Source organism: Flavobacterium plurextorum (assembly GCF_024638035.1).
Taxonomy (GTDB): Bacteria; Bacteroidota; Bacteroidia; order Flavobacteriales; family Flavobacteriaceae; genus Flavobacterium; species Flavobacterium plurextorum.
Map to the genome: position 1 here is coordinate 4,910,127 of NZ_CP100442.1, position 21,992 is coordinate 4,932,118.

Annotated in this window: 22 protein-coding genes; 5 read left to right on the top strand and 17 right to left on the bottom strand. The window is 34.9% G+C overall.

All coding sequences use genetic code 11. The annotated features are described in order from the left end of the window. Nucleotides 1-208: 208 nt before the first annotated feature. The 3 genes from NLG42_RS21245 to NLG42_RS21255 form a co-directional block, all read right to left on the bottom strand. Nucleotides 209-1,279, bottom strand: a complete 1,071-nt coding sequence (locus tag NLG42_RS21245) for a helix-turn-helix domain-containing protein (RefSeq protein WP_257682254.1) — start codon at nucleotides 1,277-1,279, stop codon at nucleotides 209-211. Nucleotides 1,280-1,434: 155 nt separating this feature from the next. After that, nucleotides 1,435-4,062 (bottom strand): DUF5916 domain-containing protein, encoded by a 2,628-nt coding sequence (locus tag NLG42_RS21250; RefSeq protein WP_257682255.1) that lies wholly within the window; start codon nucleotides 4,060-4,062, stop codon nucleotides 1,435-1,437. A 48-nt stretch (nucleotides 4,063-4,110) separates the two neighbouring features. Continuing rightward, nucleotides 4,111-5,964 (bottom strand): alpha-amylase family glycosyl hydrolase, encoded by a 1,854-nt coding sequence (locus NLG42_RS21255; protein ID WP_257682256.1) that lies wholly within the window; start codon nucleotides 5,962-5,964, stop codon nucleotides 4,111-4,113. Nucleotides 5,965-6,124: 160 nt separating this feature from the next. On the opposite strand from NLG42_RS21255, the gene NLG42_RS21260 reads away from it, so the two are divergent. From NLG42_RS21260 to NLG42_RS21280, 5 genes are all read left to right on the top strand, one after another. After that, a complete protein-coding gene (locus NLG42_RS21260; protein WP_257682257.1) occupies nucleotides 6,125-7,189 on the top strand; it encodes a sensor histidine kinase in 1,065 nt (354 codons plus the stop codon). Further along, nucleotides 7,176-7,898: a LytR/AlgR family response regulator transcription factor gene (locus NLG42_RS21265; protein ID WP_089059622.1), complete on the top strand. Its 723-nt coding sequence runs from the start codon at nucleotides 7,176-7,178 to the stop codon at nucleotides 7,896-7,898. The genes NLG42_RS21260 and NLG42_RS21265 overlap by 14 nt, the downstream gene beginning before the upstream one ends. Nucleotides 7,899-8,252: 354 nt before the next feature. Further along, complete coding sequence (locus tag NLG42_RS21270) at nucleotides 8,253-9,089, top strand: alpha/beta fold hydrolase (RefSeq protein ID WP_099719049.1); 837 nt, start codon at nucleotides 8,253-8,255, stop codon at nucleotides 9,087-9,089. 1 nt (nucleotide 9,090) lies between these two features. Then, entirely contained in the window at nucleotides 9,091-9,585 is a 495-nt protein-coding gene (locus NLG42_RS21275) for an RNA polymerase sigma factor (protein WP_099719051.1), read from the top strand. Continuing rightward, a complete protein-coding gene (locus tag NLG42_RS21280) occupies nucleotides 9,572-10,141 on the top strand; it encodes a hypothetical protein (RefSeq protein WP_257682258.1) in 570 nt (189 codons plus the stop codon). The genes NLG42_RS21275 and NLG42_RS21280 overlap by 14 nt, the downstream gene beginning before the upstream one ends. 203 nt (nucleotides 10,142-10,344) lie before the next feature. Here NLG42_RS21280 and NLG42_RS21285 read toward each other — a convergent pair whose 3' ends face one another. From NLG42_RS21285 to NLG42_RS21355, 14 genes are all read right to left on the bottom strand, one after another. Further along, nucleotides 10,345-11,220: an ABC transporter ATP-binding protein gene (locus NLG42_RS21285; RefSeq protein WP_257682259.1), complete on the bottom strand. Its 876-nt coding sequence runs from the start codon at nucleotides 11,218-11,220 to the stop codon at nucleotides 10,345-10,347. Next, nucleotides 11,220-11,894, bottom strand: coding sequence for a molybdate ABC transporter permease subunit (modB, locus tag NLG42_RS21290; protein ID WP_099719056.1), 675 nt, complete (start codon nucleotides 11,892-11,894; stop codon nucleotides 11,220-11,222). The genes NLG42_RS21285 and modB overlap by 1 nt, the downstream gene beginning before the upstream one ends. Then, nucleotides 11,887-12,291, bottom strand: coding sequence for a TOBE domain-containing protein (locus NLG42_RS21295; RefSeq protein ID WP_257682260.1), 405 nt, complete (start codon nucleotides 12,289-12,291; stop codon nucleotides 11,887-11,889). The genes modB and NLG42_RS21295 overlap by 8 nt, the downstream gene beginning before the upstream one ends. Further along, nucleotides 12,288-13,061 (bottom strand): molybdate ABC transporter substrate-binding protein, encoded by a 774-nt coding sequence (modA, locus tag NLG42_RS21300; RefSeq protein WP_257682261.1) that lies wholly within the window; start codon nucleotides 13,059-13,061, stop codon nucleotides 12,288-12,290. Before modA ends, NLG42_RS21295 begins: the two co-directional genes overlap by 4 nt. Nucleotides 13,062-13,710: 649 nt before the next feature. Continuing rightward, on the bottom strand, nucleotides 13,711-14,007 hold the full coding sequence (locus NLG42_RS21305; protein WP_257682262.1) for a hypothetical protein: 297 nt from the start codon (nucleotides 14,005-14,007) through the stop codon (nucleotides 13,711-13,713). Next, a complete protein-coding gene (locus tag NLG42_RS21310; RefSeq protein WP_257682263.1) occupies nucleotides 13,991-14,269 on the bottom strand; it encodes a helix-turn-helix domain-containing protein in 279 nt (92 codons plus the stop codon). Before NLG42_RS21310 ends, NLG42_RS21305 begins: the two co-directional genes overlap by 17 nt. Before the next feature lie 325 nt (nucleotides 14,270-14,594). After that, on the bottom strand, nucleotides 14,595-15,746 hold the full coding sequence (locus tag NLG42_RS21320) for a hypothetical protein (RefSeq protein WP_257682265.1): 1,152 nt from the start codon (nucleotides 15,744-15,746) through the stop codon (nucleotides 14,595-14,597). Nucleotides 15,747-15,759: 13 nt separating this feature from the next. Further along, nucleotides 15,760-16,611: a conjugative transposon protein TraN gene (gene traN, locus NLG42_RS21325; protein ID WP_257682266.1), complete on the bottom strand. Its 852-nt coding sequence runs from the start codon at nucleotides 16,609-16,611 to the stop codon at nucleotides 15,760-15,762. A 10-nt stretch (nucleotides 16,612-16,621) separates the two neighbouring features. Continuing rightward, nucleotides 16,622-17,911, bottom strand: a complete 1,290-nt coding sequence (gene traM, locus NLG42_RS21330) for a conjugative transposon protein TraM (RefSeq protein ID WP_257682267.1) — start codon at nucleotides 17,909-17,911, stop codon at nucleotides 16,622-16,624. A 272-nt stretch (nucleotides 17,912-18,183) separates the two neighbouring features. Next, nucleotides 18,184-18,792, bottom strand: a complete 609-nt coding sequence (gene traK / locus NLG42_RS21335) for a conjugative transposon protein TraK (protein WP_257682268.1) — start codon at nucleotides 18,790-18,792, stop codon at nucleotides 18,184-18,186. 30 nt (nucleotides 18,793-18,822) lie between these two features. Continuing rightward, a complete protein-coding gene (gene traJ, locus NLG42_RS21340) occupies nucleotides 18,823-19,980 on the bottom strand; it encodes a conjugative transposon protein TraJ (RefSeq protein ID WP_413614449.1) in 1,158 nt (385 codons plus the stop codon). 46 nt (nucleotides 19,981-20,026) lie between these two features. Then, a complete protein-coding gene (locus NLG42_RS21345) occupies nucleotides 20,027-20,662 on the bottom strand; it encodes a TerB family tellurite resistance protein (RefSeq protein ID WP_257682270.1) in 636 nt (211 codons plus the stop codon). A gap of 11 nt (nucleotides 20,663-20,673) precedes the next feature. Then, nucleotides 20,674-21,288, bottom strand: coding sequence for a hypothetical protein (locus NLG42_RS21350; protein WP_257682271.1), 615 nt, complete (start codon nucleotides 21,286-21,288; stop codon nucleotides 20,674-20,676). A 14-nt stretch (nucleotides 21,289-21,302) separates the two neighbouring features. Beyond that, a complete protein-coding gene (locus tag NLG42_RS21355) occupies nucleotides 21,303-21,986 on the bottom strand; it encodes a conjugal transfer protein TraI (RefSeq protein WP_257682272.1) in 684 nt (227 codons plus the stop codon). Nucleotides 21,987-21,992 lie beyond the last annotated feature (6 nt).

Here is a 21,992-nt window from a genome sequence, read left to right on the forward strand (position 1 = left end):
GCCAAATGTAACTGAAAAAAAAAGCTGTGAATAGTCAATTCGGACATTTTTTAATGGGTTAGTTCAAGTGTTTTATTTGACAGAAAAAAACTATTTTTTAATCAGATTTACTTTTGTCAAAATATTTAAAATCAAACATTTAAAAAAAAGTTCTTAGAATGATAAAACTTACAAAATAAACTCTTTTAAATCTTTTTTTGGAAAAAAACTATTCTTGAACTTCGCTAAAACGTACTTCTGAGGGTAACTTCCCGAATCTTTTCTTAAAACTTGCAGCAAATCGGCCTGCTGAATCATAACCAGTTAAAAGCGCGATATTTTGAATATGAATATCTGTTTTTTCTATCAGCTGCATCGCCAACAACATATTTTTCTCTTTATGATATTGCAGCATCGAAAAACCAAAGACAATTTTAAAATTAGATTTTAACTTCGTACTTGAGGTATTTACTTCTTTTGCTATACTTTCGATACCAACAAACGGAAGGTGTAAGTTGTGCAGAATTATTTTTTCGGCTTTTGCAACCTGATGGTATTCAAGGTTACCTAACGAAATATTGTCGGTTATACGGCTGTCATTAAAAGCATTATTGAAAAATGCCGTCATCAATTTCATCGATCTTTTCTTTATGTTCAGATTTTCGGTTCCATCAGCATCTCCCTTATCTATTAATTCAGATAATTTCGCTCCCATTTCATGAGCTTTTGGAACAATATCTAACCAAGTATAAGATCCTTTATTTCCGTTTAAAAAGTTCTTTAATGCCTTTTTTTCTTTGACTTTTTTAGACATTAAATTTTTATGAGCCCAATCTTTTGTAATCGCAAAACTAAAAAATCTGCCTGTTGTGCCTTTATAAAAATAGCTCGAAATTTCAGTATCTGGTTTACTAAAAGTCCAACATGTGCTTAACAGCGTAACTTCTTCAGTATCTTTCAATTGAAATTTATATTCGAAAACAGAAAAAGTAAGCAAATAATATTCACTTGATTCCTGTTTATCAAAATACGATTTTGTGACAATATTTTCTTTAACATTCATAAACGTAGCAAGAAGCCAAAAACCGTCTTCAATTTCACGATAGTACATTTTTACCTTACAAAGTGGTGTTTCTAAAGAAAAAAACTTTTTTAAATGCGTATGATTCATGCCGGGCAGTTTTAATAAACTATCCAGCATAATTTTAGGAGAATTAAATAAATAGGGCAATTGAAAAAATCCATCTTTTAGAAGAAAAAGATATTTTTGAACGTGCTTCGGCCAATTATCTAAGGTCATGAATTTTAAAATACTATTAAGAAAACCTAACTTACACAACTCAAATCCTTATGATTTACGAGTGCAAAAATAAAGATACGATCTGTAATAATTGATATTAAAACCAAAAAAAGAACCTCTATTTCTTTGTAAAAAATAGAGGCTTAATAATAATTTTAAAGCATAAATCGATACGTGATTTTTATCAAAAAAGTATTCGTTGGTTTTCTTCCTAAAATCTGAGAATCTAATTCTGTAAATAAGTTTTCATTAGGATTTCCATTTGATGTTATTCCCTGCGACCAAACCAAAAATAATTCGGAACCTGGAATATATTCCCATCGTGCAACTAAATTTGATCGAAACTGCACAAATGAAAAGTCGGGATTATGAATACTATAATCGGTAACTCCATTTGTATCTTCATCTATTTGATAGCTGTTTTTTACCTCATCAAAATGAATCTGATCTGGTTGAAACAAACTTACCCGATCTCCATAATAATAAGCTGTAGGATTTGTAACTTTATTAAAGGAGTTATATCTTCCTCTAGAAATAAAGGGCTGCCCGTAATATTGAATAGTCAAATTTGGATTTATATTATAATCTAGTCGTATTGAAGCGCTTAAAGTATTCTGATTCAAGCTTGCTGTAAGATAACGAGCATCTTTGTTAAAGGCGGCTTGAGTAATATATTGCAGTTTGTTTTTATTTGAAGAAAAACTGGGATTAACAGAAAGCGTAAAAGCATTAACAGGCTGATAAATAAAACCCGCCGCAAATTCTGTGTACGAAAATGAATTATTTTTTCCTTTAGTATCATAAAGTGCAAAATTGTATTTGAACTTTTTTCTGCTGTCTGATGTAATACTGATCGATTTAAAAAACTCTTCTGAATAACGAAATCGAGGTCCGCCCTGTAAAATAGAATTTGAATAATTTAACGGTTTATAAATAGCCAAAGCAACAAAACTCCAATTGTTTTTTAACACAGCATCTAAATTAAGAGTGTATTGCATTTTATTGTAATTTCCTTCAAAATCAAAATTGGAAAGTTCTTCTAAATTTGTTGTGATTTTTCTAAAATGACTAAACGGTTTTAAGGTTTCATAAGATACAAATGCAGTTTGTTTAATTTCATCGGCTTGTCTTAAAAAGCCAATATCATTAAGTTCTAGTTCTGGCGATCTCCAAATTACAGTTCCTTTATATCTCCAGCTGCCAACACTTGCTTTTCCTATTTCAAATTTGCCGCCGGTTCCCGTTAATGATCTTCTTAAAGTATCAACTGAAAGATGTCCGGCATCAACTCTCTGAAATAAATGTGTCATATTTCGTTGTGTTGCTGTAATCGCTTTTTCACTGCCTTCTACTCTGCTCGCAACAAAATTGCCTTTTAAATAATACTTTCTATTTTTCCAGTTGTGCATAAAATCGATTCCAGATGTGTAAGCCGATTTATGCATGAAACTCAAAAAATCAGTTTCTAAATTTCGATTTACAGCCGTAAAAACAGCTCCAAAATAACTGTTCCGATTATTAAAATCTTTTTGAACTCGGCCAACGAAATAATTAGTTAATGGTTCTACAAGCACTTTTGTTGACTGCTTATCATCTTGAACACTTGCATATTCTTTATTGGTAACACTTTCAAGTACTCCTATTGACCAGCCTTTTTTTGTTTTTCCGCTAAATTTTGCTGCTCCTAGAATAGTTGTATTATTAGGAATCGACATAAAAGCTCCTTCTGGAAGATTTGGCTGTCCGTTAGGATTTCGTCCAATTCTGCGAGAATAAAACAAATTGTCCTGATCGTCAGCAAAAGTATAGTTGAAGATATTCTTATTCTCAACAAAAAAAGGTCGTCGTTCATCATAAAAAACTTGAAAACCATCTAAAACTATAGCTGCAGGATCTGCTTCTACCTGCCCAAAATCAGGATTTATTGTTAGGTTTAATGTCAAATCATTCGTAATGCCAATCTTCGCATCCAAACCTCCATTCAGCTTAAAATCATTTCCTGTTTTAAACGGATTTCCTGCTTCTTGTGGATAGGTTTCTAATTTTGAAAGTGCAAAGGGCTGAATTTCTATCTGTCTTTTAGGAGACAAACCTACTAAACCTCTTAACTCTCCAAATTCACTAACCCAGCCCGGCGCATCGAGCGGGATTCTTTGCCAAACGGAACGCTCTTCTGTTCTAAAATATCTTCTCGTAGATTGTAATCCCCAGACTTGTTCTGGTAAATCACTAAATTTTAATTGACTTAACGGAATCTTGATTTCGGCAGTCCATCCTTCATCATCTATATTTGTTTTTAAATACCAAATCGGATTCCAATTTCCATCCCAAGTTTTTCCGTTGTCAGAAATAAAACCATCACTTTTTACACCAGCAACAGAAGCTGCAAATGAAAAACTGGTAAGCTTATCATTGTGACTGCTGATATTAATTTCAATCCAATCGCCCTCAAATCCGTCACGTCTCGATAATCGTTTTACAATTCCTTCAGGATCCTTGTCATAACATCGAAATCCGAAATAAATATAATCTTGATCGTAGACAATCTTGAATTTGGTTTGTTCAATAGGTTCCGTATTTTCATCAGGAAGATTTTCTATATAATCTCCTGTCCAATCTACAATACTCCAACTTTCATCCGTTAAAAGTCCATCAATTACAGGCGGAGCCAAAACACCTAAAGCTTTTGTGGTATAAACCTTTCTATCAACTTTAGGTGCCGTCTGCCCAAAACTTATCTGAAAAAAGAGCAATGCCAAAAATGCAGCATTTCTACAATGCATTATAGTTGTGATCTTTTTTAAATAAAATTTCATCACTAAAAACCTGAATTATTTATTTAATTCCAGAACCCACATTTTCGTCGCAGGTATCGATGTTTTTTTCAACGATGAAAACTTTTCATCTGTCACAACGTTTTTAGCTGAACTGAATCCTTCTGTTCTCTCCATATATTTCTGAAAATCAATCTCCTTAGCATCATTACTCGTATTCATAACACACATAATCGTTTGCTTTTCATCATATCTAAAATAAACGTACAAACCACCAACTGGAACATAATGCATTAATTTCCCTGTGGTTAATGCTGAAGATGTTTTTCTAAAATTGGCTAGTTTTCGAACTAAATCCTGAGTCGATTTTTCATCCTCTGTTAAGCCTTTTCCTGTAAAAGCATTTTTTGCATCAGTACTCCATCCACCCGGAAAATCACTGCGTACCAAACCATCTGGCGCTTTAAATCCTTTAACCAAAACCTCAGAACCATAATACAATTGCGGAATTCCGCGGCAGGTTAACAGCCATTGAAAACCCATTTTTTGTTTCTCAACATTCTCACCCACAACCGAGAAAAAACGAGGCTCATCATGATTATCTAAAAGCAATACTTTTTGCATTGGGTTTTTACTCAAAAAATCACTGCTTAAAGTATAGTATAGTTTATTTACGCCATCTGTCCAGCCAAATGGCTGTGTAAGCGCAGGAATAATTCCGTAATACAAACTCTGAAAATCAACAACTGATGGCAGATTACTTTTAAAAGGCGTTTCTATATTATTTTGTTCAAAATAAGCTTGATTCGCCACACCGTGAACCATGATTTCTCCAAAAATAGATATCTTAGGAAATTCATTTAGAATGGCATCATTACATCTATTTGCAAAATTCAAATCATTGTAAGTATACGTATCTAAACGAACACCATCAATTCCAAATGTTTCAATATGCCAAATACAATTTTGAATTAAAAAGTTTGCCATGTATGGATTATCCTGATTAATATCCGGCATAATTTTATCAAACCAGCCATTGCTCATTTTTTTCTGATCTGATTTTGCTCCATATGGATCAAACAACGGCTGTTCTCTATAACTTGTTTGCGTGTATTCTGGCCAGCGATGCACCCAGTCATTTTCCGGCTGATCTTGTTCTAAAAAATGATAAAGCCCAAAATGATTGTAAACAGCATCAAATATTAATTTCATACCGCGTTTGTGCAGCTGATCACTCAACTCTTTATAGGCTTTATCACCGCCGTAACGAGCATCAATTTTATAATGATCTGTAATTGCATAACCATGTTCTGTGCGGTTCATCATATCATTTTCCATCACTGGTGTAAACCATAAAGCGGTTATTCCTAAACCCTGCAGATAATCTAAATTATTAGTTACACCTTGCAAATCGCCTCCATGACGATCATACATTTGATTTCGGTCTAACGATTGATCTCTCATCCCTTTTACCCGATCATTTGACGGATCACCGTTACTAAAGCGATCTACCATTATTAAATCTATAAAATCTGAAGAATTTACACCTTGTGCATATTCAGTGCCATTTCCCGATCTTCGAGCATTAAGCTGCCAGTTAATTTTTTGTTTTTTTCCGTTTTTAACAACTTCAATCAAAACAGTTCCTGCAAGAGCTTCTGGCAAAATTGTAATATCTACAGCAAGATATTTTTTGTTTGAAAATTGATGTGTTTTCAGAACTTTTATCCCTGAATAATTTATACTTACCTCAGCTGATGAAAAAGCTTCATCTGTACTTCTAATAAGTAATTGTATCGAATTTGTTTTCATTCCTGTCCACCAATTGGTAGGATAAACGTCAATATTTTTGGCATTAACAATACATGTGAAGCACATTAAAACCAAGTAAAAAAAGAATGTTTTTTTCATCTCAAGCTATTTTTAGATTAATATTACAGCCGAAAGGTATTTTTCTTCAGTATTCTAAAAAAGCAACTTATTCAAACAACATTGTTTACGTTGTAAACGACAATTTTGGTTTCAAACAAAAGCACTATTTTTACATGTATCAGAAAAACAAATAAGTAAAATGAAGATAATGGCATACGATCCTGAAAATAGATCGATCATAATTAGATTATATACCTTGTATTGGCTGGGATATATTTTGCTTTTTAGTTTAATTCAGGGTTTGCCGGCAGGCGATTTTATTACCGCATTGCGCAATGAATGGTACAGTATTTTGCCTAAAATTCTTTTTGTAACGATTGTTGTTGAGTTTTTAATGCCTCGTTTATTATTCAAGAAAAAAACGATAACTTTTATTACTGCTTACGTTATTCTAATTCTGCTTTTTGCTTTCTTACAACGTTTAATAGACAATTTTATAATCCTGCGTTATTATCTAACGTTCTGGAAAATTGAACCTCTTTTATCAGCACCCGTTTTTTTGTATAATGTGAGTAAACTTCAATTTGTAGTTACTATACCAATAGCTATTAAACTGTTTTATTATCTAGCCGAAGAAAAAAACAAAGTACAAACGATTTTATCAGAAAAACTGCAAGCCGAACTTTCGTCTCTTCGAAATCAGTTTCATCCCCATTTTTTATTTAATGTTCTCAATAGTTTGTATTCTAAAATTCTAAGTAAATCTGATGATTCAGCTGAAATCGTTTTAAAAATATCCGATATCCTGCGATTCTCTATTTATGATGTCAACAACAAAAGCATCTCATTAGAAAACGAAATAGACTACCTCAAAAACTATATTTCGCTGCAGCAACTGCGTTTTGAGAATCAGCTTCAATTGAGTTTTAGTGTTTATGGCTCTGTAGAAAACCATTCGATAGAACCTTTTTTGATACTGCCGTTTATTGAAAACAGTTATAAATATTGTTTAGACGAAAACAATCAAGGCTGGATAACCATTTCTATTACTATTAATGATGAATGGTTAGTTGTTAAAATTGAGAACAGCCTTTCTGAAAACGTTAATCTGTATCCTGAAAATGTAAACAGCGGTATAGGAATTTCGAATGTAAAAAGAAGATTAGAACTCTTGTATCCAGACACACATGTTTTGACTATAAAAAATGAAACGGTAAGCTTTTTTGTTTCTTTAAAAATAAAAATAAAAGATGGCGGCAATTAACTGTATTATTATTGAGGATGAATTACCTGCATCAATTTTGCTGGAACTTCATATTGCTAAATTTGATTTTTTAGATCTGAAAGGTAAATTTACCAGTGTCTCAAATGCGCAAAATGCCATAAAGTCAAACAAAATAGATCTTATTTTTTTAGATATAAATCTGCCTGGAAAATCAGGAATCGAATTTGCCAAAAGTCTGCCCTCAGAAACAGCAGTGATTTTTACAACAGCGTATACAGAATATGCTGTTGAAGGTTTTGAGATTGAAGCTGTAGACTATATTCTAAAACCAATCTCATTAGAACGTTTTACAAAAGCCATAAGCAAATACTCGAAAATAAGAGAGTCAAACGAAATCGTTTTACATTCTAAAAGTCAAGAAACAGATCGTGCCTTTATCTTTGTAAAATGCGAAAGAAAAATGGTCAAACTTTTCCTTGATGAAATATATTATTTTGAATCTCAAGGAAATTATTTACTGATTTATACGCTGTCAGACTGCTACAAAACATACCAATCTATAACCGAAATGGAAGATAAATTGCCTGAAGGCTTGTTTTTAAGAATTCATCGCTCTTTTCTGGCCGCCATAAAAAAAATATCCGGCTATAACGCAAATCATATCAACATTCAAAATAAGCAATTGCCAATTGGACGTTTTTATAATTCTGCCGTTTCTAGTTTATTGCACTCTTTAATACAAAAATAAAAGCCAGCATACTTTTGTTCGCAATTACAATTCAACCACTTTCTTTATCAATGATTTGTAAAAGGCAATGTCTATTGCTTAAATGAACATTTTTATTTCTAAAATCTTAGTTTTTTAATTTAGATTGTTTGCCTGAATAACAGTTCAGATTTTAGATCTTTTTAGCAAAATTCAACCCTCAACAACACAAATAATCACATGTAAAACAGTTAATTAAAACCATTATTTTATTTTTTTTCATTCGTTAAGTGCCTATTTATGGACTATTGCAATTTATTTTAAAAAAAAAAGCCCTTTTTGAGGTAACAAATAATATAGCATTGCATCAAAAGGTAAACTTTAAAATTTAACATCATGAAAACTAAATCAATTTTAATTATCGCGTTTATGCTTCTTGTTTCAAAATCTGTTTTTTCTCAAACCGCTTTTAAGGTAGATGTAAAAGGAAAAGGAGCACCTGTTTTATTATTTCCTGGTTTTGGCTGTACAGGAGAAGTTTGGAATGAAACAGTAGCCGAACTTTCTAAAAATTACGAATGTCACATTTTTACTTTTGCGGGATTTGGAAATGTTCCTCCAATCGAAAGCCCGTGGTTTTCTACAATAAAAGACCAAATTATTTCTTATGTAAAAACTAAAAAATTAAAGAAAGCTACCTTAATTGGTCATAGTTTGGGCGGCACTTTGAGTTTATGGTTAGCGGCTGAAGAACCTGCTTTATTCAAAAAATTAATTATTGTTGATGCCTTACCTTCAAGTGCAGCTTTAATGATTCCTAATTATAAAGGAGAAATAATTCCTTACGATAATCCGCAAAGTAAAATGATGCTGGCTATGGATCAAAAAACATTCAGTGCAATGAATTCACAATCGACTTCTTATATGTGTTTGAACAAAGAAAAGCAAAAAACGATCAACGAATGGATGAATGCTGCCGATAGAAAGACCTATGTTTATGGTTATATCGAAATGCTTAATTTAGACTTGCGTAAAGAAATTGCCAAAATTAAAATTCCAGTAGTAATTTTAGCAGCAACAAATCCAGATCTTAATACAGTACAAAACACATATAAAACTCAGTATGAAAATCTGCCAGCCGTTAAAATTTATTACGCTGCAAACTCGGCTCATTTCGTAATGTATGATCAACCGGAGTGGTTTATAGAAAAAGTAAAACTAGAAATATTATAAGGTGGCTGAAAAAGAACAATTTAACGACATATACAACAAACATTATAATAAAGTGTTTCGTTTGTGCAAAGGTTATTTTTGTGGAGATATTTCATTAGCTTCAGATGCTGCTCAAGAAATTTTCATTAAGGTATGGGAAAAATTAGATACATTCCGAAATGAATCCAGCATCAGCACATGGATTTACAGAATTACTGTAAACACTTGTCTTCTTTATTTACGAAAATCATCTTCTAAAAAAGAAATTAGAACAGAAAGCCTGCCTCAGCTCGTTACAGAAACCTATTCAAACGAAAAAGAGGAGCAGCTTCAACAAATGTATCAATGCATACAAAAGCTTGAAGAAACAAACAAAATGATAATTCTGATGACTTTAGACGGAATAGAATATCCCGAAATATCAGAAGTAATAGGAATAACCGAAGAGACACTTCGCGTTAGAATCCATCGAATCAAGAAAAGTTTAACTCAATGTGTACAAAATGAAAACATTTGAAGAATTACAAAATATTTGGGATCAGCAAGCAGAATCCAATATAAAACCAGCTGCCGCAGATATTATTAAAGAAGCTGAGGCACACACTAAAAAGATTAAACGCAATCATTTTTGGACTAGAATAATTTTGAGCCTGACCGCAGTAATATTGATCTATTATTATATTTGGGTTGGTGCTTATAAACAAACACTATTTAATTTTGGATTGTGCATTATGATCACAATGCTCCTATTTCGTGTAGTCTTAGAATGGATTAGTGTTAAAAAATTGGAAAACTTAAAAACGGACACGACCTTAATTGAATACAGTAAACTGGCTTCTCAATTTTACCAATGGAGAAAAAAAATCCATTACATCTGCACACCAATAATCTACTTGACTTATGCAGCCGGTTTTACGTTTCTATTACCCGTTTTTAAAGAAAAATTGTCCAGCGGTTTTTACCTTTATATCGTAATAAGCGGATTTGGTTTTTTATTGCTTTTCGGATTATTTATGGTACGAATAATAAAAAGAGAAATACAGCTTTTAGATTTCCTAAAAAACATTTCTTAAAAACTACTATTCTAAACTCAATAGAATTCTCGTATTTAAAGAAACTTGCGCTATTTATCACTCTACAAATTTTACATTCAACAAAAGGAACAAATTCATCTTTTGATAAATATATATAACAAAAGCTACTCAAATTGAATGGCTTTTGTTATGAATTTATAAAGAGTATTTTCACTCCAATTACTCAACTGCGATTTTTTGATTTAGGATAAAATCTGAATAATAGGATTAAAAGCTTTTGAAGCCACAAGTACTTTTTGTCCTATTTTATAATTTACAATCTCGTCTTCTGTCGCAACGACTTTTATAATGTTATTTCCTGAAGACACTTGTACAACATAAATAATATCGCTTTTTATAATGCTGATTATTTCTCCCGTTATTTGAAATTTATTGCTTATTTTCTTTTCAGCGAATACCTCATTTGGCGTTCCTTGTTTACTAATTTTACCTTTGTCGATAACGACTACTTTATCCGAAAGTTTAAAAATTTCGGCTGCCGAATGGCTGATCATCAAAGTAGTTAATTGATATTTTTGATGAATTTTCAAAATATAATCCTGAAGCTTAAATCGCATTTCGTCATCTAAGGCCGAAAGCGGCTCGTCTAACAATAGAATCTCAGGTTTACGAACAATTGCTCTCGCCAAAGCTACACGTTGTTTTTGCCCTCCAGATAAATTTTGCGGTTTACTATTTTGCAGCGACTGCAATTCCATCAGTTCTATCAATTCAGTAACAATTTCGTTTGAATCATTTTTAGATAATGCAAACTCTAAATTTTCTTTAACCGTCAGATTCGGAAATAAAGCAAAATCCTGAAAAACGAATCCTATAGAACGTTTTTGAACTGGCAGATGAAGCTTTTTCACAGAATCATCCCAAACTTCGTCCCCTACTTTTATCTGTACTTTTTCTGCCTCCGTAAGTCCTGCTAATATTCTAAGAATGGTAGTTTTTCCTGCTCCCGAATTTCCGTAAACAGCAATAAACTGACCTTTCTCAAAAGTCAAAGAAACATCCAACGGCAGTTCACCGTCAGCGGTTTGAAGCATTTTATAGGCATTAAACTGTATCATTAATAAAGTGTAGTTTTTCTGGATTTATTATTGATTAAATGAACAGTAAGCAAAATAAGAAAGGAGAATACAAACAAAATCCCTGCATAAACATTAGCATTATGATAATTCATCGATTCTACTTCTTCATAAATGGCAATCGAAACTACTTTGGTTTCTTCAGGAATACTTCCTCCCACCATTAAAACTACGCCAAACTCTCCTATTGTATGCGCAAAAGTCATTATAATTCCGGTAAGTAACGACGCTTGTATATTGGGCAGTAAAATTTTTGTAACAGTTACAAACCTTGATTTTCCAAGCGTAAAAGAAGCTTCTTGAAGTGCAGGCGGCAAATTTTTCAATCCTGATAAAATAGGATTCACCATAAAAGGTAAACTATATATAACTGAAGCTAAAATTAATCCCTGAAAAGTAAACACCAATCGAAGATCAAAATAATCAGATAAAAATTTTCCAAAGGCATTTTCTGGGCTAAAACCTATTAAAAGATAAAAACCTAATACCGAAGGCGGCAAAACCAAAGGCAGACTTATCAAAGCTTCAATAACCGCTTTGAACCGAAACCTGCTGTAAGACAACCAATAACTAAGTGGAACAGCCACAAAAAAAAGTATTATTGTGGTAATCAAAGCCAATTTTGCCGTAAGCCATATGGGTTCTAAATTAATCATGAGCAGATAAGCTTACTTCGTTTGTTTTTATTAAAGCCAATACCGTATCATTTTCCTTTAAATTTAGCTCTTCACAAGCATTTCTTGTTATAATTGATTTTATAACCTGCTGCTCATAGACCAAATTAATCTGACTCAAAATCACTCCTTTGCGAATAGATTCAATGCGGCATAACAGTTTATTCTGAGTACTAATATTTGGATTTAAATCTTTAGAAATCACGACTTCAGTTTCTTTAAAAATAATTTTGACAGGATTCTGTAGTTTTAAGTAATCCGAAGTTTCTGGTGTATCGAGAACAATTGTAGAAAAAGTAACATCATTTGATTGTACTCTCACAAGCGAAATACCTTCATGAGATTGAATTTGCGATATGGTTCCGTTTAATATGTTCATTGCGCTTTCGTATCATATCCATAATACTTTAAAACAGCAATTGCTTTTTTTGAAGATATGAAATTATAAAACTTGAGTGCACTGGCCTTTCCTTTTGCATTTTTCAAAATTACACAGCCCTGCTCGAGCGGTGTATGACTCTTTTGTGGAATAATATAGTACTTTCCTCCTTCTTTTTTCATGTTTGGAGTCAGCACAAGCGATAAAGCAGTGATTCCAATATCAGCATTTCCAGTCGTGATAAATTGAGTGGCTTGGGTAATATTTTCACCAAAAACGAGCTTGCTTTTTACTTTGTCATAAATTTTATAAAATTTCAAGCTCTCAACTGCTTTTTCGCCATAAGGAGCAGTTGCAGGATTCCCAATAGCTATTTTGCGAATATCGGCGCTTAAAAGACTGTTTATTTTACTTTTATTCGGATCTATTTTTTTACTCCAAATCACCAATTTTCCGGTTGCATACATTTTAACTTTAGAGCCAGTCAATTTTTTCTCTTCCAATTTTTTAGGATAATCCATATCTGCCGAGAAAAATAAATCAAATGGAGCACTGTTGGAAATCTGCTCAAAGAACTTTCCTGAAGCGCCATAGGTGATCTGTGTATTTATTCCTGGATTTTGAATTTTAAAAACGCTATTTATGGAGTCCATAGCAATTTTTAAATTGGCTGCCGCTACAATTGTAATTTTTTCCTGTCCTTGTACAGTTCCAAATGTCAATAATAAAAATGCTGTTACAATAAACAAATGTCTTTTTCTAGCTTTCATTCCTGTCTGTTCTGTTAGTATTGTAAAAGTAAGTATTCTAAGGCAGAGTAGAAAAATCTAATTTGTTTTAAAAGTAAAATTATCAGTCCAAGTAATTGAAATCTTCTTATAATTCTCAATAATCTCCTTTTCTCCATTAGAAATGTAGAATATTCTCTTTTCAGACTAACTAATACATATGCTAAATTAATTGCTAGTCCACAGGTTTTAGTGTTGATCCTTTAAAAGAACAGTTTTCAAGTTTTGATAAATGGTACAAAACAAAAAAGCCACTCAAATTGAGTGGCTTTTGTTGTGATCCCAGAAGGATTCGAACTTCATAGCCGAACGCCCCGTAAACGCTTATATATTAGTTTTGTAAATCAGCTGTGCCACGATTCTGCCACAGTTTCATTTCATGCTTTAACGCCTTATAAGTCCCCGCAGGAGACTTCATCATTCTTTCATTGAACATTAGAATTCGAACGCAAATATACTTAATATTTTCAAATCTTTATAAGCATCCTTAAAAAACGTCAGACTATTATTTGAAGATTGAAAATTAATGCCGTTCAGCTGGTATTAGTTATCCGGCCCTAGGACTGGTGCTTTACAGCCTGCAGAATATGACAAAATAGAAGAGGCTGCTCCTGACAGGAGACAGCCTCTTCTAATGTATTTCAACTTCACTCTTGAACCCGGGATGATAAGAAGGTCTGTAGGTCAGATAGCCAAAATTCTGCAGTTCCTTAAAATATTTATAATAAGTCGGCAGGGTTTTTACATGTGATAATTTCATTATCCTGCTTCTGCTTACTTTAATTATTTTAAACTGTCCCTGTTGATTTCCCAACTGCAGAACCGCTACCAGTATTGCCAGATGCCATACCGTAATTCTTGAATCTTCCATAATTGCTGAAAGATAACTGATAGTGTTTTTTGCTTTTCTTTTATTTTTGAGATTCATTATTGAAAAGATTCTGCAGATCTGCTCTGCTGTAATAATAAGATCCCAATACTTTTTTAAAGCTGACTTTTCCAGATATCCTAAGAGTCTGCAGGGTTCCGGCAGATATATTAAGCATTCTTCTTACCGCTTTACTTTTAAGCCACTCAGGATTAAACTCACTTATCTGATTTTCAGCAGAATGCTCAATTACATTTCGTATACTGTTTATTAACAGTATTCCAAACTGATGCAGATCTGCTTTGGTTACCATTTCATCCATAACATTTTACCTTTAGATCATTATTTAAATTATTGCGCAGAAAACAAAAAGTACACTTCGCTCCCGCGCGTTTTCTTAAAAGAGGGCTTATATTTTATATATCCATACTGGTGCAGCTCCTGTACACATTTATGGTATGTGTTTGGCGAGGAAATTTTCGCGATAGCTGTAATCTCGCAACTGAATACCATAATTGGATTAATAAATCCCTTAGCGGATCTGTACTGTAACAGCGCGGCGTACACGGCAATATGCATCGGGCTGATTCGGTAATCATTCTCAATTGCAGTAAAAAAATCCGATAAGGGGTTTATGCAGTTCATAATCAAATCGAATTAGCTTGCTTCTGTTTTTTTTTATCAGCTTGTTGATTTCTTTCACCAGGCTGATCATCATCACTCTGTCCCTGTTTTTTAGTATTTGACTGTTTAGTATCTTCAGACTGTTTCTGATTTTTGCTTTCGCGATGATTGATGCGATTTAAATTATCGTCGTAAACATTAACCGTTTTAAACTGAGGATTGGCTTCCACAAACATTTTGCTTTCAACGCCGCTTACAACAAAAGTCACAGACTGCAGATTTCCTTTTTTTAATGAGTTCAGCAAATCCTCTTTATATTTTGGAGTTTCAAGTTCCTTTATTGAATGTTTTGCAAGACTGGCTTCTAAATCATATCCATAATTTTGATGGTAATAATTCAATTTGAAATTTCCATTTTCTGCTTGTTTGAAGTCTATTTTCATCCAAGAATTATAAACTTCACCTTCCTTGTTTTTAAGATCTTTATTAACAGATCGGCCCTCCATTAAATTATAAGCCTCTTTCATGGTAATACTGCCGCCGTCATTATTGATATAGAATGTCCGCTCGAGTCCCTGCTTATTTTCCTCTTTCTGCAGATTGACATGATAGGAATTAAAAAAATACATATCAGTCTGGTCTGACTTTTTAAAGTTCAGCTCAACATTCAAGGTGTCTTTGTTCGGTACACCGTTGTTCATAATGCCGGAGTGCATGATTTTAAAATCTTTATCCCCGGTCATCATTTTCTCTTTCAGTTCGGTATCGAACGTTTCTCCAAATCCAGTATATTTTAACTGGTCTTTCAGGTATTCTAAATTTTTCTGATTCATAGTGTTTGTATTTAAGTTATTTCCTAATAATTCCTTCCTGTCCCTTAGAAGCCGGGCATATGAAGTTAGATCAAACGCCTCTTTGAGAGAAGTGTCAATTCCGCTGTCAAGAACTATTTCTAAGTCACTTATCAGCGACTGCGTCGGCATACTCCTAAAATAGTCAGCATCAGTAGTCATTTCATAACAATACTCTTCTGCTGCCCTTGGGTCTCGAAAAAACTCAAGGGTATTACTGTTATTTACCTCATCGGCATTAAATGCTGCATATGCATGGCCGAGATAAGCCATTTCCTGCGCGTAACTCAGCATCATTTCGATGTCATTAAGGTCGATTGTCATAATTTTTTTATGTTTAAAAGGAGTCTGCCTGCATTGAAAATATTTTATCTTCCAGATTTTTAATATCAAGCTCTAAGTGCCTTCCCCCATTCTTTTCAATTACCTGAATTGTCAGGTACTTTTTCTCAGGAATGGTAAATTTGTCAAAAGCATAAACTTTAACAACCTGCGACTTATCTGGTATAACATGGGAATTAGAAGTTGTATAGAGCGGTATTATTTCAATTTCCTGAGATGCCGTGCGCTTTGATTTTCTCTGATCTCTTATAAAGAACCGCAGCTGGTCGATGTCATAGTTAATTTTCGATCCATTTTCAAACACTACCCTGAAATACAAAATATCCTGATTAACAAAAATGCCGTTGACCTCCATGCTGACCAGGGATTTTGAACGTTTAATCCCGCTCACCTTTTTCTTTTTGGATAAAGCAAGTAAGGCAGTTTGTTCTATTTTCTTCTGATTCTCGTTTTCTAAAGAGAATAGAATATCCTTACTGGCTGCAACGGCATTTTCTGCTTTAATATTCAAGTCCGGGCAGTCGTCATTGTAATTCAGGACAAATACATACAGTCTGGCGTCAGAGGTTATTACTGTCAAATTAGTCTGAAAAAAGTACTGTTTGGAAGCTTTAACCAGCAGTATGTTTTCTACTCCTTTTGCTTTCTGCACCAGCACATCAGCGCTTCCCCTGTCAATGCTTTTAATGGAATAAGGAAAAACAATGCTGGTTGTTTTGGAATAGCCGATCTGAAGATTTTTATACTGATCCTCATAAAACACAGTTTTCGTTTCCTTAAACTGCGGGTAAGCAGAAATTGCCACCAGCAGTACAATTATGCGGAACAAATGATTAATTCTTTTCATCTTCAATTTTTTAAGGTTTTATATTCTTTTGTTTTTCGTCATAAAGCAGTACCTGATAACCGGCTTTTACAACAACTTTGATAAGTTTTACTTTTTTACTCATCAGGCTTTTAGCAGCTTCGATGCCCATTCCTGCTGCCTGTGCTCCCCAGGAATCCGTAACGCCGGTAAGCCCGAGAGTCTGAATGGAACGATCGGCCGACGCTTTAGCAACATCCCTGTTAATGGCTCCCGGGATGTAGATGCCGTTTATCCCGTCAATATCATAAACTGCAAGCTCGACTGGAAAAATGGAATTCTTATATTGGATATTGGCAATTTTGACCTCCAGCCTTTCTCCTTTTAATGAAGCGGTTCCATACAGAAAAGTATTTTTTGGTATTTGAGTTCCCTGCAGATAAACATCATCAGCCAGTCTTAATTTAACCACCGACCCGTTAACGATTGTCTGGGTCTGATGAATCACTGCCTCTATTGAATTCTGAACATCCTGCAAAACAGGATCTTCATCCAGCGGGTAGAAAGCATTAAATCTTGGATAATTGGGAGTTCCTTTATTCTGTTCAAGGGAACTTATATTATTTTCTTCTGTGATTTTCTTTAGAGAATATGCCTTTTCTTTCCTGTTTTCTGAAGACTGTTTCAGCCTTTCCTGCACACGCTCGGGGTGCTGGATATCAAGGATATTTTCAAGCATGCCGCCAAGCTGCTGCAGTTCCGGGTCAGCTTCCTGCGGAGCACTCATCGCTGACATAATTCCTTCCAGTTTTTTAATATCTTCGGATTCTCCTTTTGAAGAACCGTAATTTTCAAATTCCCGCATATCCTGCCCGTATTTGTTTACAGCTTCAGGCTCGCTGATTACTTTTTGAAGCGCATTTAGTTTCTCATAAATTTTCTGCTCCTTCTGGTTCTGAAGTGACTGGGAATTAAAAGCGGATCTGTGGTTTGGAAAACTGTGGTTTTCAAAATCATTTCCTGAGAAACTATCTGACGAATCTTCTAATTTAGCATTCGAATAGTTTGGATCTTTTTTGATCTGCTCCAGGAGTTTAATGGAATCTACTGCCGCCTTATCATAGTAACTTAATTTATCAAGAGATGAGTCCTCCTTAAACTTAGGAATCGGCAGATTGAAATTAAATCCTTTTTTTACCTCACTCCTGCCCGATTCTTCTTCTCCTTTCCCGCCTCCAAGGGTGTAAAACAAAAAAGTAATAAAGGGAAGAGTCAGCACCGGGAGCATTAGAAGCATCTTTCGCTTTTTAGATTCTTTTACAGAAATCGTTTTATTTTCCATGGCTTTCATTTTTTGAATTGATATTTAATTTTGGATTTGACCACTGTCTTTTTTGATGCCTTATCATCGTTGTTAAATGATTGGTACAGATTATATACTAAATAACCGCAGCTCATTACAGTGAATAATACAAGTGAGCAGATTAGTTTTTTTCTTGACATTTTTCCTGCTATAACTTTCATCTTTTCTGCCCAGATCTTCTGTACCTTCAGATAGTAATGATGATAGACAAAGGGCTCAGAGCGTTTTTTTAATAAAGATTTCATAATGCTCTATTTTCTGTTCTCTACCGTCAGGTCTTTATTTTCAATAGTATTGAAGCGCTCTATTAAAAACCCGTGCGGATTGTTATCGCTTCTCGACACGTTTCGAAGTGATCCTTCAGTGAGCAGGCTTCTTTTTAAAATACTTGTCGTGCGGATAATGTTCTGCCGGGCAAAACATTTAAACTGATATGGATACTCGCGGATATCGATACTGACGCTGTCAATCTGAATGGTCTGGCTGATATTTCCCGATATAATTCCCGAGTAAAAATTGTTTTCTTTCAGATCGTCATATATCCGCTTTGCACTGTCATCGGCCAGATAAAGGGCTTTTGTAATATTGGTTTTAATAACCTTGTCATCAGGATCCAGCGTAAAGAAAAATTGGTGAAAGGTTTTAACATGGTCTCTGGCTTCAACACCAACATTATCCTTTCTTTCCGAGGCATAAGCTTCCAATGCTTTGCCGTTTGCCAGAATATAAACTTTGTCCTGCATCAGATTTACAGTCTGGAAACTTTTGTAAAGGGCATAACAGGATATCACTACACAGCCTGTAATTACCAGCATTGTAAAACCTCGCACATATCGGAAAGCGGTGTCTATATTTTTCATTTTAGTAAACATAAGCGGAGTGGATTACAGTTATTTTGAATTTCCTTTGAGTTTATCGCCCATATAATTGGGCTTTTCATTAAAATAGGGACTGCTTCCTGCCGTTGAAGCCATACTCCGGTTCATTCGGGAATCAGCATCACCCATTGCATCAGCGGCCATTCCGGCGCCATGCGATGCCGTTCTGATGACAGAACTGGTTGAACTGCCGAATAAACTAGTTACCTTCTGCCCCATCGCTCCTGCTCCTCCAGCGTGGACAATATAATTAGCCACCGAAGGCACTGTGAAATACCCGATAATGCCGATAATCATAAAAATCAAATAGGCAGTGTCTGTTCTGCTGAAAAAGGTATCTCCTGTACTCTGCACCTGCGACAAATCCAGTTTGAGCATCAATTCCTGTATCTTCCCGATTATACTGCCAAAAATATTGGCTACGGGAAGCCAGAGATAAATATTTATATATCTGGCAAGCCATACTGTGAGGGTATGCTGGAAGCCGTCAAAAACAGCTATCCCAAATACAAGGGGACCTAAAATGGACAGCACTACCAGCTGAAAAGTTCTAAGTGTATCAATACATAACCCCGCAGATTCAAACAACAGCCGGAGCACCTCGCTCATCCATTCTTTGACAGAATTTCTAAAGCTGTAAGAAGCTTTTTCCATAGCAAATTTGACATCGTTGCCTATACCCGCCAGCATGCTTTCATCTGATGGATCTTCTCCGTCATGGGTGTATTTATACCAGCGGTCACGGTCACCGCCTCCCGCTGCCCCGACATACATTTTCCATGGATCGGTTTCTTTAATTGCTTTTTCTTTCTCTCTCAGCAGCACTTCAACGGCATTGTTGGAACCTTTGACCATGGCTGCTGTGGCTGTAACCGTTGGTTTCATCACACCATTGATAAGATCAAGAACAGAGGGAAAAATCATGATACAGAAGCCGATTACAAAGGGCCGGAACAGCGGATAAAAATCAATTGGTTCAGCGCTGGCAATATGGCGCCAGACTCTCGATGCAATATACCAGACTGCTCCAAATCCAGCGATTCCCTGACCTACGGCAATAAGACTGCTGCACATAGGCATCATCTCATCATAAAGCTGGTCCAAAACGGAATGCAGACTCTGCATTTCATCCCCTAATCCCTGCCCATGCATCATAATCGGAATCAGCATTAAAACTGCAGATACTAAATTTTTAAACTTTACTGTTTTCATTTGTTTAGTTTTTAAGTTCCTGCAGGCCCTTTGAAGCATACACATCGCTTTTTTCTTTTGCCCGCTGCAGCACCAGTATGCTTGAAGAAGCATTAAAACTCCGCAGAAATGAAAGTTTATCCTGCATCTCCAGATAAATCTTATCTACTGCTTCGAGTCTTTCGTCATCTGACATTCTGAGCTTGTCAGCAGTAATGACCATCATAAGTTCATCGAGATTACGCAGACTTTGATTCAGCAGATTTGCGTACACTTTCTCAAAATAGCTGATTTCCTGAGCGCTGAAACTCTCACTTTTTAGAAACCTGTCCATCCCCTTTCTGCTCTCCTTTACCAAAAGAATCTGGTAATTAACGATATCCCCTACTCTTTTATAGCTCTTGACTGCCGGGCTCACCTGCATCAGGGCATCTAAGAAAGTTTTATGCAGACTGAAATTCCCTTCAGACATATCCTTAACTGTTTTGTATCCTCCAGAAAGCAGTTCATAGCCTTTTTTCATATCACTTAAGATCTTTTTGAACTGCGAAAGTTTTTCAATATTTAAAATCAGCTGCTGGATTTCCGCTGACTGGGCACCTGCCCTGCCTGGAAACAGCACAGCCAAAACCATTGCTGCTGTAATTAGTATTTTTTTCATTAGAGTTCCTTTTATAATCCATGTAAAACAGAGGAAGATTCGGCGTCCTTTTTCTCTTTTGTTTTTGAAAGTGAAAGCCGTTTTGCTTCACTGCTGAACGACTGGCAAAAATCATAGTGCTCCAGCATCTCCTCATAAAGCTTGTCAATGCGCTTAATACGCTCATCATCTTTGAGTTCCAATTTTGAATCTGTGGTGACGATCAAAAGACTTTCAAGTGTATCGGTGCAGCTATCCAGCAGCCTCTCAAAAGAACGCTCGATATAATCCAGCTCACTCCCGTGGAATAAATCATTCCCTTTAAGTTCTGAAAAAGTCCTTTTACAGATTTTCATTATTTTTATCTGCATCGAAATAATGGCTGCTGTTTTATAATAATTTTTGACCTTTGGATTAATCTTTAGCAGTGATGTAAAATAATCGCTGTGCAGATTGACTTCACCTCTTTTGGCATCGCCGATAAAATTGAGTCCTTTAGAAACAGCTGAGTATCCTTTTTTAGCATAATCCATATAAACCTGCAGCGCTGCAATCTGAAGCAGAAGTTCCTTTCTTTGTTTGGCCTGTGCCTGAACTACCTGCTGGAAAACCAGCAGTAATACAAGCAGTAAAATCACTTTTTTCATGATATTTTATTTAATTACGGAATTCCGTAAAATTGTTTCACGCGGGTTGCATCTGCTTCGGTTTTGGCCCTCTGAAGGCTCAGCAGTATATTCTGCTGATTGAACATCGTAAGATCATCGTAATTGGAATCAATCTGGTCTGCTGCTTTATTTATAATCTCAAGTCGTTTGAGATCACTCATCTGAGTCTTAAAAGAATCCAGTATTAAAAAGATCTGATCGATATTTTTCATGCTCTCTTCCAGAATTCCCGAATAGACCTGCTCCATATACTTAATCTCACTTTCTTTGAAATGAGCATCCTGTTTAAATAAATTCCAGGCTCTTTCATATTCCTGCACCAGTCTGGTCTGTTTTTTAGTGATTACTTTGATGCGCTGGTAATAGGTGATCATTGATTTTACTTTAGCGAGTTCTTCGTAATACCCTTTATAAAGTTCCTTCTGTTTGTTTGTCCAGTCCGATATCTCATCCAACTTCAATTTGGAGAGCACATTCTCGACCTGCTTCTGCGCGTTCTGAAGCCAGATCGTTTTATTCTGCAGTTTCTGAATTCTGAGGTCAATGGCTTTGATTACTTTTTTGGTAACCGCTTTTACAATTTCCAAGATCGGCAGCGCGGCAGACTTTTCGGCTGGTCTTGCGGGTGTGCTGATCAACAGCAGGCAGATCATACAAGTAATTAATTTCGTTTTCATCTTTCT

Bases quoted from the DNA above. Each gene is read 5' to 3' on its own strand.
- NLG42_RS21245 (WP_257682254.1), bottom strand. From the start codon at position 1,279: ATGACCTTAGATAATTGGCCGAAGCACGTTCAAAAATATCTTTTTCTT.
- NLG42_RS21250 (WP_257682255.1), bottom strand. From the start codon at position 4,062: ATGCATTGTAGAAATGCTGCATTTTTGGCATTGCTCTTTTTTCAGATA.
- NLG42_RS21255 (WP_257682256.1), bottom strand. From the start codon at position 5,964: ATGAAAAAAACATTCTTTTTTTACTTGGTTTTAATGTGCTTCACATGT.
- NLG42_RS21260 (WP_257682257.1), top strand. From the start codon at position 6,125: ATGAAGATAATGGCATACGATCCTGAAAATAGATCGATCATAATTAGA.
- NLG42_RS21265 (WP_089059622.1), top strand. From the start codon at position 7,176: ATGGCGGCAATTAACTGTATTATTATTGAGGATGAATTACCTGCATCA.
- NLG42_RS21270 (WP_099719049.1), top strand. From the start codon at position 8,253: ATGAAAACTAAATCAATTTTAATTATCGCGTTTATGCTTCTTGTTTCA.
- NLG42_RS21280 (WP_257682258.1), top strand. From the start codon at position 9,572: ATGAAAACATTTGAAGAATTACAAAATATTTGGGATCAGCAAGCAGAA.
- NLG42_RS21285 (WP_257682259.1), bottom strand. From the start codon at position 11,220: ATGATACAGTTTAATGCCTATAAAATGCTTCAAACCGCTGACGGTGAA.
- modB (WP_099719056.1), bottom strand. From the start codon at position 11,894: ATGATTAATTTAGAACCCATATGGCTTACGGCAAAATTGGCTTTGATT.
- NLG42_RS21295 (WP_257682260.1), bottom strand. From the start codon at position 12,291: ATGAACATATTAAACGGAACCATATCGCAAATTCAATCTCATGAAGGT.
- modA (WP_257682261.1), bottom strand. From the start codon at position 13,061: ATGAAAGCTAGAAAAAGACATTTGTTTATTGTAACAGCATTTTTATTA.
- NLG42_RS21305 (WP_257682262.1), bottom strand. From the start codon at position 14,007: ATGAATCTCAAAAATAAAAGAAAAGCAAAAAACACTATCAGTTATCTT.
- NLG42_RS21310 (WP_257682263.1), bottom strand. From the start codon at position 14,269: ATGGATGAAATGGTAACCAAAGCAGATCTGCATCAGTTTGGAATACTG.
- NLG42_RS21320 (WP_257682265.1), bottom strand. From the start codon at position 15,746: ATGACAATCGACCTTAATGACATCGAAATGATGCTGAGTTACGCGCAG.
- traN (WP_257682266.1), bottom strand. From the start codon at position 16,611: ATGAAAAGAATTAATCATTTGTTCCGCATAATTGTACTGCTGGTGGCA.
- traM (WP_257682267.1), bottom strand. From the start codon at position 17,911: ATGGAAAATAAAACGATTTCTGTAAAAGAATCTAAAAAGCGAAAGATG.
- traK (WP_257682268.1), bottom strand. From the start codon at position 18,792: ATGAAAAATATAGACACCGCTTTCCGATATGTGCGAGGTTTTACAATG.
- traJ (WP_413614449.1), bottom strand. From the start codon at position 19,980: ATGCTGATTCCGATTATGATGCATGGGCAGGGATTAGGGGATGAAATG.
- NLG42_RS21345 (WP_257682270.1), bottom strand. From the start codon at position 20,662: ATGAAAAAAATACTAATTACAGCAGCAATGGTTTTGGCTGTGCTGTTT.
- NLG42_RS21350 (WP_257682271.1), bottom strand. From the start codon at position 21,288: ATGAAAAAAGTGATTTTACTGCTTGTATTACTGCTGGTTTTCCAGCAG.
- NLG42_RS21355 (WP_257682272.1), bottom strand. From the start codon at position 21,986: ATGAAAACGAAATTAATTACTTGTATGATCTGCCTGCTGTTGATCAGC.